Origin of the sequence: Rhodobacter viridis, assembly GCF_003217355.1 — a bacterium.
GTDB lineage: Bacteria > Pseudomonadota > Alphaproteobacteria > Rhodobacterales > Rhodobacteraceae > Rhodobacter > Rhodobacter viridis.
Genome location: NZ_QJTK01000023.1, coordinates 18,021 through 31,899, shown reverse-complemented (window position 1 = coordinate 31,899; position 13,879 = coordinate 18,021). Strand labels below are relative to the sequence as shown.

The window sequence follows — 13,879 nt, the reverse complement described above, 5'->3', positions numbered from 1 at the left end:
TTGAACTCCTTCGTGAACTTCCGTCTCACCATGTCCGATCTCCGTTTCCTTGGTCACGATCTTATCTTCGTGTCCACGAAACCGGCAGCAGGCCATAGAATGGCTCTCGGGGCATGGTTAGGTCCTCCTCGGATCGAGGACTACCACTACTGCGTGCCGATGCAAATCGGCCGTCGGCTCAATGTGTCGAACGACGTCATCAGGCCGCGACGTCCGGTAACCCCCTGGACCGAAAGAGAGGCGCGATCCATCCGACGATGGGAACCCCGGCAGTCGGCCCATTCCGGGCATTCTACCCTCGCGCCATAGGACGCCGAAACGGCCGCTCGATCCGCCTGCAGCGACCGTTCCAAGCAGCCTATCTGCGACATTCGCGCCTTGCGCAGCATAGTTCAAGGTGTTGACGCGAAGGGGCGGCGGTCCAACTTCGAGGGTACCGCATCTTCCTCGCAAAAACGGATTCGTTTGCCGCCGGTAGCCCATGGATTGCGGGAGTTGATCCTGCCGCTTGATGTCGGTTTTGTTGATTTCGGGCTTCGGCAATTCGCGACCGATCAAGCACCTCTATATCGTCTGGCGGCACCATCCCTGATGGCCGCCGCTTGTAGATGCAAGAAAAGAGCCCATGGCCGCATTCGGCTGCCAATAGATTACGGGCCAGCCAGGTTTCGAACTGGCAAGCCGATAGACGAAACAAGGTAAAGATGTTGTAATTCCAGAAAAGGGGGCTTCGTGTTGCATGCGGTTGCAAGTTGTCGGAACATTCCGTTTGCTGGATGGATCGGGAAAGGACCGCACACCCCGCGGCGCCAAAGCCCGCGCACTGCTTGCGTTGATCTGCACCGTCCCCGATCATCGACGCACGCGGCGCTGGCTCGAGGCCCGGCTGTGGTCCGATCGCGGCGCGACACAGGCCAGTGGCAGCCTGCGCCAGTCGCTTTACGAGGTGCGCCAGGCGCTTGGCCCGCATGCCGGATTGCTGGGGTCCGACCGCGACATGGTCTGGCTCTCGGGCGTCGTTACCGATCTTGAAACCGACCCCGCCGGGGTCGCCGATGCCATCGCCTCGGGGCGCGAGTTCCTTGAGGGCATCGACATCCGCGACGACGCCTTCGAGGACTGGCTGAGCGCCGAACGCGCGCGTCTTGGAACGCGCGGGCGGATGGTGCGGCACCCGGAGGCTGCGGGGCCACGAAGGGTGCCGCTTCTGGTACAGGTGAGCGGCATCGGCGAGGGGCCGGTGGCTTTCTTGCCGATCGCGCTTGCAAGCGAGATTTCCCGGCTGATCGACGATCTGGCCGAGGTCGAAATTCATCACCTGGGTCCCGGCTCTGCGGCGATTGAGGCGCCCGAGCGCGGCTTGCGCCTGACGATCGAGGCGGCACAATTCGATGGCACGCTGCATCTGGTCGCCACGATCACCAATATCGCGCAACGTCGCGTGGCCTGGACCCGTCGGGCGCGGTTTCCGGGCCACCCCGCCGCCGCGATCGAGTCGGGCGATTTCGCCCGGCTCGCCTATGAGGCCGCAGAGGCGGCGCATGCGGCGCTGTCGCTGGCGGTCGCGCCCGACAGTGAAATCTGGGCGCAGGTGCGCCAGGCGCAAGCAGTGCGGGCGATCTTCACCTTCGAGCGTGAGCAGTTGCTGCGCGCCGACCGGCTCTTGCGCGAAAGCATCGACGTGATGCCGACGGCGCAGGCCTGGGCGTGGCGGGCGTTCCTGTGCCAGACGCTGACGCTGGAACGGGTGCGGCACGATTTTGCCGCCGCCCGCGACGAGGCCGAGAGCCACACCTTTCACGCCCTGTCCTTTCCCGGGCGCAATGCGACGGTGCTGGCGATGGTGTCGCAGATTAGCGCGATGCTGGCGATGGATGCGGCGGCGGCCTTCGCCTCGGCCCATGAGGCGGTGCAGATCAACCCGCTCAACCCCTACGCGCAATATGCGCTGGCGGCTGCTTATCTGCGCGCAGGCGATCTGAAGGCGGCCGCGGGGCATGGCAGAACCGCCGCCGACATTTCTGAAAACGCGGCCAACGGGTTCTTTTTTCAGGGAATTTCCGCGCTGATCGCGCTGGCGGCCGGCGATTACGAGGAGTGCATGCGGATCTATTCCGCGATCAGCGTGCGGGCGCCTCATTTCCGCGCGCCGCTCCGGGCGCTGACGGTGCTGTCGCTGGCCAAGGGGGATCTGGCCCGCGCCGAACGCCATGCGGCGGCGCTGGCGCGGGCTGAGCCGTGCTTCACGCTCGAGAGTCTCTTGCACGACGAGAACTATCCGGCGGTGACGCTGCGCAAGATGGGATTGTTGCATCTTGCCGATCAGCGCCGCTGAACCGGGCAGGAAATGGCCGCTCCGCCCGTCGGGTCGGCCGATGTCAAAACGCGACGGGTCACAACGGGAAGGGGGAACCGCATGTCGTCATTCAGCCATCACTCGCATCATTCACATCACAGCCACCACTCGCACCACTCTCATCATTCGCACCACAGCCATCATGGTGCGGGCGAGGTGGGGGGCTCGCCGCTCCTCTCCGCCGCGATCGGGCAGACCGCCGAGGCGATCCTGGGCTATTGGGACGGCTCGTTGACGAAAGATTGGAGCAGCCAACCGGTTTCCGCGCCCGACATGGAGGCGAGTGAGACGATCGCCAACCTCACCGCGCTGGAGCCGAAGGCGCTCGAGAATGCGCTGCTTCAGGAGGTGATGGAGCTGTTCTCGATCGCGCCGTCGAAGACCTCGGTGAGTGTCGCTGTCAGAGGAAAACCGCTCTTGACGATCACGCCGCCCGATGGTGCGGCGCTGCAAGCGAACATGGTGCATGTCCGCACCGCGGCCGATCTGCGCGCTGACCGGCTGCCCGAGATCATCGCGCAGCAGACCGACATGCTGTCGTTCTTCGGGGCGATCCACCAACTCGATGGCCAGCGGCGGCGCTGGACGCTGCAACTGCTCAGGACCCTGCTCGATTGCGTTCTGGCGCAGGAAATGCGCATCAAGCTGTTTTGCAAGACGCTGCGGCCAAACGATCTTTCACCTCTGGTGCAGCCGATCATCCAGACGCCGGGGCATTCAAGCTACATCAGCGGCCATGCCACCGAAAGCTTCGCCATCGCCACGGTGCTCTCGGCGCTGAAATACGGCGCAGTGCCGAGCCCGACCAATGTCTCGATGCTGACCGATCGCGAGCAATCGCTGCCGTTCCGGCTGGCGACCCGCATCGCCGAGAACCGCACCGTGGCCGGGGTGCATTTCCCCACCGACAGCGCGGGCGGCGCGGTGACCGGGATCACCCTTGCGGCGGCGCTGATCGCGCATATCGAAGGGGGCAAGGAGGTCGCGGCCCGGACCATTGACGGCTCGGGATGGACAGAGGAGTTCCGGCTGGAAACCCTGCGCGAGGTTCGGGCCACGCCGAACCACGGGATTTCGACGCCCGGTCAAGTCACGATCGAAAAAGCCCCCGACTGGTCGGCGCTGAAGGCGGTCTGGCAGCAGGCCAAGTCGGAATGGGCCTGAGCGATTTCCCCCGGCCCTGACCGGGCCGGGGGGTCAAGCCAGGATCGACCGGCTTGGCGGCGCAAGCGGTGCCCCGGTGCGGCTGTCACGACTGACTTTGAAAGGCGCTCCCGGCGGCACGCGCCCCGGGCCGGCGCCGGGCTGCCGGCTTTGCGCAAGCTCCTTCACGATCTCGCGCGTGGCAGCACCCGCCGCCACCGAGGTACCCGAGAGCCGCAGCGTCCGGGCGCCGCTGAGCACCCCCGTGCCGCGCAGCCCTTGCAGGAACATGCTGTCATCGGCCTGTATCGCGCAGGTCGGACCGACGCTGTGGATGTGCAGGTTGCTCGGTTGGTTGCCCAGGCTGGTCCAGCCTTCGGAGCTGTAACGCGACGGCCGCACGCCATCCTTTTGCAGCGGATCGGGGCGCAGCGCGGCGACGTAATGAACGCCCGAGGCGCCGCCAAGCTCGCGAATGTCGGCCGCCCCGGCATAGGCATTGGCGGTGCCCGCGCGCCGGATCACGCTATCGCCGCTCGGGCAGGTGTAGTCGCGGGTATCGGCGTCCCAATCGCCGGTTTTGGCATCGGCCAGATAGGATTGCCGCCCGAAAACGCGATAGCCCGCCGGCGTATCGGTGCGCTGCACCCGCAGCGTCACGGTGCAGGGCGCGGCGCCCTCCCTCAGCGCAACGGTCAGCCGCCACGCCCCGGCCGGGGCAAGGGCGCCCTCCCCCGCCGTCGGCGCCACCGCCAGAAGGAGCGCATGACAGTCCTCCTCGTCGGGCAGCGGCAGGATCGCGGCGGTTTGGGTGCCCAACCACAGCGGTGCGCCCGGCTGCGGTCCGTTCGGCCAGGTCAAGGTCTGCGCCGCGCCCCCCGGCGCGGACAGAGTCAGGGTCAAATCCCCCGAGCGCTTCTTGGGAATCCGAAGCTCCAGAAAGCTGGAACTGTAATCGTCGGGCAGGATCCGCCAATCGACCGAACGGGTGGTCGGCCAGCCGTCGTCCAGGGCCATCTCGCCCACCAGATTGTCGCGCCAGCTGTTGCCATAGGCGACGACGACGCGCATCCGCTTGCCGGTCAGGGCGGTGAACCGGCCGATCTCGTGCTTGATCGCGTGGGCGATGACATGCGTTTCATCCCCCGGGCCGGCCAGCGAGCCAAGGCTGAGGTTCACCACCAGATCGCGGCCAAGCCCCACCGCCTGCGTCACGATCCAGCGCAGGCCCAGCACCAGAAACAGCTCCATCTTCCGCCCCGAGGTGTCGGCCATCATCGTCGCGGGCAGTTGCACCGCGATCAGCGGCCCGCCCCCCGTCGCCGGATCCTCACCCGCGGCAAGGTCGAGCACATGCGTGCCATGCGCCACCGCGGTATTCGTCGCGGCCTGTGCGGGCGGCGGGTACAGCACGCGGTTCAAATCGCGGTAGAGGTCGGCCTCGGCCCGGCCCGAGTCAAGATGCGCGTCGATCGCGCCTGCCGTCAGCACATGCCCAAGCCCCGCCGCCGCCGTCTTTGACAAAACCGCCTCGGATTGCAGCCAGACCGCGGTGAACCGGGTTTTGGTCACCCCGCCGTCCAACCGGCAAAACCGCCGGTTGGCCCAGGCGATGCCATCGTCAATGATGCCGACGAGCGGGCCCGCACCCTGCTTGTCGTCGATCACGCGGTCCGGCTCGGCGAGGGCTGGCGGCGTGTCGAACCCCGCCGGCGCCGCAAAGGGCGCGCCGATCGAGAGCAACTTGGCGGTCAGGTCGTTCAGCAGTTCGGGGACCACCGCGCCAAGCGCATCTTGCCGCACGAAGACCAGAAGATCGGTCCCTTGCAGCTGCGCCAGCGCATCCGCCTTGCCCTCCTCAAGCACAAGCCGCGCCCGCTCGCAGCCGGGCACCACGACGCTATCGCGCGCCCCGAGCCGTTGCCGCACCTGTGCCGCCTTCAACTCGCAAGTGAGGGCGACGGGACACCAGGCCGTGTCGGAGGCCCCGGTGCGGCTTTCCCACACGGCATAGCCCGCCAAGACCGAAGTCCCCGTCGCCATCTTGCCCCCTTTCAGGCGTCCTTGATCATTTCGAGGAACACCACCTGACCCGAGGGTTCCCGAAAAATCCGAGTCGTGCAACCGGAACGGACGCGGAAGGCCAGCGCCTCCATGTCCTGCTCGTCGCGATAGATCAGTTTCCAGTCCATGAAAGCCTCCATGTAGCCGCGATCGGCGGCATCGGGGGCGAAGTTGCAGATCATCACCCGGCCGCCCTCGCGCACCAGCGACAATTGCTTGGCCAGCAGCCGCTCGGCGGCCGCATCGGAAAGATAGTCGTAAAGCCCAAGCGACCATGTCGCATCAAAGACCTGCCCATCGAGCCGCCCCATCAGGATCTCGCGCACCGACATCTTGAGGCATTCGATCTTCGGCAATCGCTGCGCAATGCGATCGAGCGCCTGTTCATCCTGATCGAGCGCCACGATCCGGCCGTCGAAACCCGCGCCTTGCGCGGCCTCGGTTTCGACCTCGCGCAGATGCCCGGCGGCAATTCCAAGCGCGGAGGGCTTGGCCGAACCAGCCATCACCTCGCGCAAGAATTCCGAGGCGATCTGCTTGCGATAGCGCACCGCCTTGCAGGCCGGGCGGGTCTGGTTGGCGGCATAGATCCACTGCCCGGTGGGCGTGGCCGAGCGCAGGGGATCGGCAAAATCACCCTGGGCGTAGATGAAATCGATCAGCCCCGCATCGCCGGGAAAGCCACGCGGGCGGTAATAGGACCAGCTTGTGAAGGGATCTTCGAGCAGGATCGGCAGCAGTTCCGAGGCGCGCAAGGCGAGGATCGCCGCCTCCCACTCCACGGGCGCCATATTGTTGCGCAGCACCGTCAGCTCGTCGACCATGGTGCCGATCGTTGCAGCCACCTCGGGCTGAGTGCCCTGGGCCAGACGGCGGCTCCAATCCTGAATGCGGGTCTGCAGTTCAAGCTCCATCGCGCGATCTCCTTATCTCTTGCGGAAGCGACCTGCCAAGCATCGCAAGCCTGCGTCAGTGCCGCGTCAAAACCGCAGACAGGGCTGATGAAGGATGAAAGTCCTCGTCGCTTTGACGGGCGGCTGACGCAGGCAGGGCAGGATGAGGGTCTGACAGCAAAGGCAGGAGGGCCTTCGGATGTTGAACTTCACCTTGACCCACGATCTTTTGCAGCGCGCCTGCGACCGCTCGGGGTTCTTCGTGCCCGAAAGCGGGCTGGTATTCTTTGGCCTGCGCGGCGCGGTGCCGGCGGGCGGGGCGCTGCTGCGCGACTTTGCCAGCGCGCAGGAGTTGCGCCCAGCCGCGATCGACCATGTCACCATGGCCTGCACGATCGGACAGTGGAAACCGGCCGAGAAGATGCTGGCGGTGCATCTGGGCTCGACCGTGCCGAACCGGGCCACGATCGGCAAGGCGCTGGAGCATGGCGGCGCGGGAACCAACCAGCTGCTGCCGGGGTGGTACAAGTTCCGCAAGGGAATGCACCGGCAGGGAGCCAAGACCGGGCATCGTGCCTTTCGTCAAGCCAGTTTCCAGCCGGTGCGCCGCAGCCGCGACAACCTCAGCTACGACGCTCTTGACCGGATCGATCTGGGCGGTCCGAACGGCACCTGGGTCGCGGACAACATCCACTGCGCACATTCGCGCGGGCCGACCGGGTTCTCGAGCGCGGGCTGTCAGGTCGTCTGCGGGCTGCCGAAGTCGCAAGCGCGCGGCTTTGCCCCCGAAACCGGCCCCTGGGCGCGGTTCATCGAGACCGCCTATGACGCGTTTTCCGCGCAGGAGGAGTTCATCTACGTTCTCTTCGAGGCTGCCGACTTCGCTTCAGGCTCGGACCTGCACAATCCCGACGCTGTGCAGATCGTGCGCTTCGGCTCGGTCGGCCCGGCGGCAGGTGTGGTGCAGCAGGCGCTGATCGATCGGGACCTGCTGCAAGGACCGCCGGACAACAGCTTCGGCCGCGGCTCGCTGGCGGCGCTGATCGCGTTCCAGATGCAGACTCTGGCGCCGCATCAGGTCGACGGGGTGTGCGGCCCACTGACGGCACAGGCCCTCGGCATCACCTTGCCCAATCTGGCGGCGGGCCCCACCTCCCCACCGAAGATCGCACCCGCACCGGCCCCGGCGATCGACGCCCCCGACGATTCCGAACTGGCTGCGGCGACCGCTCCGGCGCCGACCGGGTCCGCCCCCCTTTCCCCTGCAGAGGACAAAACGATGGACAACGACGATCTGGCCGAAATCCGCACGCAACTGGAACGTCTGGCGGCGCAATACCCGGAACTGACGCCGCTCAATGCGGCGCTGGGGCCGTTTCTGGGGCGGTTGCTCGATGGCAAGAAGACCGTGATCGGAGTTGTGGGCGCAGTGTTGACGACGCTGCTGACCCCGGGCGGGGCGAGTGCGACCGATGTGAAGGCGCTTTTCGAACATCTGGCGCCCACGTTGACCGGCGCAGCACCGATACTGCAGCCCCTGTTCATCGCGCTGACGCTCTGGGGGGCCTTGGGCAAGATCGAGAAGCGGCTGGTGAACAAACTGTAGGCGGATGCGAACACGAAGGGCTGAACATCCGCCGCACTATTTCCGCGGCCCCGCGGAAATAGTGAGAAGGTGTTGGAGACAGGAATGCCCGTCGTCGCGATCGGCCACTTCTCCACCGGTCATATCGGGAGGCCGCGCGAATACACCCAATTCCTACCTCGCGCAGGAAATGCTACCGTTACTCGACATGTTCTGGTGGCGGCTAAGCCCTGAACCTTCGTATACCTCGCGCCGAATCCCTGAGCATGGGAGACGTAGCAGTCACCAGAGAGAAGCCATGAGACAGGTTGACAGAACTCTCCAGCCGGCACCCGCTTGTTTGTCAGATGAGCGCACAGCGCTCTATCGCAAGGAACTTCGCCGCATCTTCGCGACTGACATGATGGTGTCATCGCAAACCCGCGTCGACCTGCGCTCTCTGGCGCTTGAGGACGATTCCCTCGATCGGGCACTGAATGAGCTGTTCGATCACAAGTGCGCATTTTGCGAGAGCAGAGTACATAGCCGCGCCTACCGGTTCCGCCCGACCGAGGAGGCAGGCCCTATCGATGCCGCCCCGGCGCAGTTCGCTGATCGCGGGCATCTCTACTACACATGGCTCGCCAATTCGTGGTCGAACATCTATCCCATATGCAATGAGTGCCGACCAAGGTCTGAGTCTGTCTTTCCGGTCATTGGTAGGCGTTGCGACCTACCCGACCCGGACGAGGTCTATGGCTACGTCACGGCGCCGACAGGATCGTGGAAGACGCCACCCAAGGAGAGGCCCGAATACCTCGACCCCTGCGCCTCTGATGACTTTCGCAAACACCTTGCCTTGCTTGCAACCGGCCAGATGATCGGATTGAGCCAGCGAGGCGCGGCAACTATCCGTCATTTCAACTTGGACCGGACTACGCTTGAGCACCAACGACGCAAGCGGACAGGCGAGTATATTCGACTGCTGCTGTCCTCCGCCAAAGAAGGGCGTATCGACTCCTCGCTGATTGCCTTCGACAGTATGGAATTCGGCGGCGGGTGGTTTCTGCTACTCTACCAACTGGCAAGGCGCATCGGTGGCGGTGGAGGCTCACGGCCAACGCTGTCGCGCAAAAGGATCGGCAGATATTTCTCCGAACGCCTCAGCAATCCTGATTTCCTGAACCGGCTGGAGACCGCCCTTGAGCAACTGCAGGACCGTGAAGCGATCCTGGAAACTGGGGCCACATCCGCGCGGCCACCAGAAGTACGCCGAGTGGGAAACGCGCTGCCTGCCACCTTCGAGATAAAGAATTTCAAAGCATTAGAGGACATTCGGATTGATCTTGCCAGCCGCAGACAGGTTCCGTCAAACCCTTTGGCCACAAACCACGGCGAGACGGCGCATCAGGAACCGACGGCTCCATGCCTTGTGATCCTCGGCGAAAATGCCGCCGGCAAGAGTTCGATCCTGGAGGCCATGGCCCTGGTGCTATCGGAGCAATCCGCCCGGGACGACCTTGTGCTGGATGCGGGGCGGTTCGTGCTCAATCCGAAATGGATGGGCGGGGACGAGGAAAACGCGCCACGAAGGGGCGCAGTTCAAGTAATTTATGACAACGATGAGCAGTGCGAAGTCACGGTCGATAGCGGATTCAGGTTTATCAAAGGTGCCGATACTCCGCGGGTTCCGGTCTTCGCCTATGGCGCGTTCCGTCTGTTTCTCAAGGATGGCAAACGTCGCAGACCGGGGTCCGCGATCCGATCCCTGTTCGAGGCCAACTACGTCCTGCCCAATCCCGAAAAGTGGCTTGCATCAATCGCTGACACACCGCTCTTCTTCGAGGTCGCGCGCGCGCTGAAATTCATTCTCGCCATCGATCAGGAGGTCGACGTGATTGAAGCTGATGCCAGGCGAAAGCAGTGTTTCCTGGTCGTCAATTCGCGTCGCGCGGATGGTAGTTCTTTGGTGGTGCGGACCCCATTCTCGGCAGTATCGTCGGGCTTCCGTGCGATCCTGGCGATGGCCTGTGACATCATGCGGGGACTTGCAGCAAGACAGGATCGTTCTGGCGCATCGCTGGCGCGCGCGCGCGCTGTCGTGCTGATTGATGAGGTCGAGGCGCACCTCCACCCGCGTTGGAAGATGCAAATCGTCGGCGGCTTGCGCAATGCATTGCCAGAGGTGGCATTCATCATGACGACCCACGATCCCTTGTGCCTGCGCGGCCTCTCCAGCGATGAGGTACGGGTTTTCCACCGCATAAATAGCGCCACCGACTCCGTGTCGGTGCTTCCCAGCTATGTCGAGCAGATTGGAGAGCTTCCGGCGATCGGGGCGCTTACGATCGAGCAACTTCTGACCTCTGATCTCTTCCGGCTGCACAGCACTGACGCGCCGGAATTGGACGCAAACTTCGCCATTGCAGGCGATCTACTGGCCAAGGAGCAGGAGGGGGGGATGGGCGATGAGGAGACAGCGAAGCTTGCCAAAGTGCGCGAGATCCTGCGGCGCCAGGTCGGGCGGTCCTTACCGATCGGCTCGACGGAAATCGAGCGCCTCGTACAGAAAGCCGTGGAGGAATATCTGATCGACCGCCGACACAGGTCGAGCGCTGACACCAGAGCGCTGAGTGCTAAAGCGCGGGCCAAGATCATGGACGCCCTTGGAGGTATCTGATGCGCAAGGTCGACCGCTCCACCGTGGAAGGCCCCGCGAGCCTGTTGCTTGACGGCCGCGCGGGCAAAAAGGAACTCGCCCGCGCCCGCGCCCACTTCCTTGCGGCTCATGATGGCGCGAGTTTCACTTTCCTTGCCTATAAGGGTGACGATGTGCGTCACGCGCTCGAAGCGTTATTTCATGGCAAATGTGCATATTGCGAAGGCCGGTATGATACCACCTCGCCGGTCGATATCGAGCATTTCAGACCCAAGGGAGCCGTCGAGGGCATCGTTCATCCGGGCTATTGGTGGCTTGCGGCCGAGTGGACAAATCTTCTTCCGAGCTGCATCGACTGCAATCGACGGCGGCGACAGAATACGCCTATCGCCTTCGCCAGCCTGACCGGCGGCCTTGAGGCCGCTCGACAAACAGGCTTCCGGATCGTGCAGACCGGCAAGGAAAGCGCGTTTCCCATTCGCGGCACCCGGATGGAGGCAGAGCCCCCGCAAGACCAGCTTGACATGGCTTTGCTTGCCGAAGAGTGCCTTCTCATCGACCCGTGCCGGACAGACCCGGAGGAATACCTTCGCTTCCATGTCGATCGGCAAGAGCCCCTGGGCATTGTCTATCCGGCCGGGTCAACGGATATTGTCCTGCCAGCATATCAGGCCGGGAACGAGCAGGCATCGGAAATCGAAAATCAGGCGCGAGAGGCCCGCGTGAGCGTGCATGGCGCGGTGTCGATCCATGTGTATGGGCTTAACCGCCTTGCGCTGGTGCAGGAGCGGACGCGGCTGCTTTGGCGGCTGGAATTCCTTGCGTCGGTCGTTTTGGATGTGTTCTGCATCGCCGACTCCCTCAAGGAGATAAATGTCCCCGACGCAGAAGACCGCAAGATCCGCGACAGCGCCGTCGCTCGGCTGGAGAAAATGGCTGGGACGGCGCTGGCTGAAATCCGCGACGCAGCTAATCCGGAGGCCCCGTTTTCCGCAATGGCGCGGGCGTGGACAAAGGATTTCATGGCCGCCTTGCCGTGATGTAAGGAACCACCTTGGTCACAATCCGCCGACCAGACACGACGGGACCAGGCCGTCGGTCTGGACTTTCGCATGACCTGTCAGAGTTCCCCCCCCGTGTCGGTCTTGCGTACAGGGGCGCGGTCGGCGCCGGCAACCAGGCGCAGGTTGCTGTCCGCTTTAGGCACATTCCCCTTACGCAACGACCGGCTCCCAAGGGCTGCATTTGCCTCAGCCATGCTGCCGCCTGTCGCTGCCAATGCGGTGACGAAGGGCGCCAACACTTTCTTGCGCCAGGCCGATGAGTTCTTGTAGCTGAGGGGTTTATAGCCCGTGAGAAGCGTTTCATAGGTCATTCCGCCACCGGTGGGTTCGGCACGATAGGCCCCAGCCATGCTTTCCAGTGCGCCCTCCAGCTTGGGCAGCAGGGACAGCGCCCGCAACCAGCGATGTTCGTCGAACGCGAAATCATTGACCAGAATGCGCCCCGCCTCCCGACCATATCTGCCAAGCTGCTCGATGGTCGCCCTGTCCATTGCTAGGTTCATCCCCCCCTCTCGGGCATCATCAAGCCGAATCTCGACAATACGGTCTGCGTATCCGGGCAGAAGCGATTGCAACGTGTCCTGCCAGTCTTTCGAGGTGTTGAGAATTGCAGATAGAAAGCCGCCGATCCCAGTGATCTCCTTGGCTGGAAGATGCGTACTCTGGCGTGGATGATTGGGGAGAACGACGCGAACATCCTTGTGGCGATCCTGCTCCCATGACGACAGCATGATGCCAAACGTGGGTCGGCCCGGCAGGAAGGAATCGAAAAAATGGATAGGGAAATTGCTGGAGATCCCGCCGTCCGAGAAAAGACAGCGACGTATCTTTGAGCGCCCGGGCCCCTCGGGCAGCAGATCGTCAAAGCGGTACAGTGGAACCGCGCTGATCAGCCCAGGAAAGCTGAGGCTCATCCGTGCAACCAGCAGCACCGGAAAATCGCGACCTCTGGCGAGCGGATAGAGGTCTTGGGGCAAGTGCTGCCCGACTCCGCCAAGCGGTTCCCTGCCGCGAACCAGATAATCTACCACACGCTTGGGGAAAAGCACCTCGAACTCGCCTTTGGAGAAATAGTGAAGGTCGCTTTTGAGGGGCAGTTGATAGGGCCGCCCCGACGACAGGTCGGTCGTGATCGTCGCGATCTCGATGCCATAATCTGACAGCTGGCCTATGGTCAGCGGGTCAACTGGCGCGCCAGCGGGATCAAGATTGCCCGCCACCCTGTCGATATGATCCGCCAGCCAGTCGGTCAGCGCGGGTTTGTCAGTATCCTTCTGCCTGAGACCCGGACAGATGCCGAAATCATGCGCTGGCAGGTCAACCATGATGGCACGCCACAGGGCAAAGCCGATGACCATCGCAAGCAGGACGATCCCGACAACAATTCCCAGCGCCGAGAGCCAGAGGTTCGACTGGACCAAACCGGCCACGACCATGGCCAGACCGATGCCAGTCGCAACCAGCGCCCGGCCGCCATAAGCGCGCAGCGTCGCCATCGCTGCGGCCCGCAGCTTGCTGACGCTGCCGGCGGCCACCATGCCCATCAGGATGTCGAACAACGGCCTTAGTCGCGGCGCGGGCTGGAACAGCGATTTCATGTCGCGACCAATCTCGTCTGCGATGGCGACGATGCCATCGTAGCCTGCAAAGTCATCCTTGCCGGGCGACTGCGCGCGGCGGTGCTCTGCCGCGGCGGCGACCGCAGCGGCGATTGCACCGGCCGAGGTTCCGCCGATGCTGCGCAACCGGTAGACGCGGGCGATCTCCACGATGGCGTGTGGATAGACGACCCCCGAGGTGATCCCTCCCTTCATCACGAGATCGCATTCGCGCATGATGGCCCCCACTTACAGTAAACCCATGTTTACTCTATTCTGACCAGCTGACAGATCAATTGCGAATTAATGGCCCTTTAATCACGCATCAGGCCGGTCCCGAATACCCTTCATCCCAGTAACTGAAGGTCCGCTTTCACCAACTACTGCGCTTGCAATGCCGCAGCCTCACGGTCGGGAAACCGCCCCTCACGTTGGTCTTGGCCTCGTAGACATGGTCGGACCGTGTCGAAAAACCTTCACCATGCTGTCGATCGCTGCTCATCGGCGGTCAGCTCAATTCGGTCGTTCATGCACCTTG

At 63.7% G+C, this 13,879-nt stretch carries 8 protein-coding genes; 5 read left to right on the top strand and 3 right to left on the bottom strand.

What is annotated here, in order from left to right:
* Positions 1-832: 832 nt before the first annotated feature.
* Positions 833-2,335, top strand: coding sequence for a hypothetical protein (locus tag C8J30_RS17225; RefSeq protein ID WP_146227952.1), 1,503 nt, complete (start codon positions 833-835; stop codon positions 2,333-2,335).
* An 81-nt stretch (positions 2,336-2,416) separates the two neighbouring features.
* Entirely contained in the window at positions 2,417-3,520 is a 1,104-nt protein-coding gene (locus C8J30_RS17220; RefSeq protein ID WP_181420940.1) for a phosphatase PAP2 family protein, read from the top strand.
* A gap of 33 nt (positions 3,521-3,553) precedes the next feature.
* On the opposite strand, the gene C8J30_RS17215 is transcribed toward C8J30_RS17220, so the two are convergent.
* Both C8J30_RS17215 and C8J30_RS17210 read right to left on the bottom strand, forming a co-directional pair.
* A complete protein-coding gene (locus C8J30_RS17215) occupies positions 3,554-5,542 on the bottom strand; it encodes a S8/S53 family peptidase (protein ID WP_110807206.1) in 1,989 nt (662 codons plus the stop codon).
* An 11-nt stretch (positions 5,543-5,553) separates the two neighbouring features.
* Positions 5,554-6,477: a class I SAM-dependent methyltransferase gene (locus C8J30_RS17210; protein WP_110807204.1), complete on the bottom strand. Its 924-nt coding sequence runs from the start codon at positions 6,475-6,477 to the stop codon at positions 5,554-5,556.
* Positions 6,478-6,655: 178 nt separating this feature from the next.
* On the opposite strand from C8J30_RS17210, the gene C8J30_RS17205 reads away from it, so the two are divergent.
* The 3 genes from C8J30_RS17205 to C8J30_RS17195 all read left to right on the top strand — a co-directional run bounded on the left by C8J30_RS17205 (position 6,656) and on the right by C8J30_RS17195 (position 11,719).
* A complete protein-coding gene (locus tag C8J30_RS17205) occupies positions 6,656-8,062 on the top strand; it encodes a peptidoglycan-binding domain-containing protein (RefSeq protein WP_110807202.1) in 1,407 nt (468 codons plus the stop codon).
* A gap of 277 nt (positions 8,063-8,339) precedes the next feature.
* On the top strand, positions 8,340-10,700 hold the full coding sequence (locus tag C8J30_RS17200) for an AAA family ATPase (protein ID WP_181420939.1): 2,361 nt from the start codon (positions 8,340-8,342) through the stop codon (positions 10,698-10,700).
* Positions 10,700-11,719 carry an HNH endonuclease family protein gene (locus tag C8J30_RS17195; protein WP_110807198.1) on the top strand — a complete coding sequence of 340 codons (1,020 nt, stop codon included), beginning with the start codon at positions 10,700-10,702 and terminating at the stop codon, positions 11,717-11,719. Before C8J30_RS17200 ends, C8J30_RS17195 begins: the two co-directional genes overlap by 1 nt.
* A gap of 80 nt (positions 11,720-11,799) precedes the next feature.
* Here C8J30_RS17195 and C8J30_RS17190 read toward each other — a convergent pair whose 3' ends face one another.
* Complete coding sequence (locus tag C8J30_RS17190) at positions 11,800-13,578, bottom strand: patatin-like phospholipase domain-containing protein (protein WP_110807196.1); 1,779 nt, start codon at positions 13,576-13,578, stop codon at positions 11,800-11,802.
* Positions 13,579-13,879: the final 301 nt, after the last annotated feature.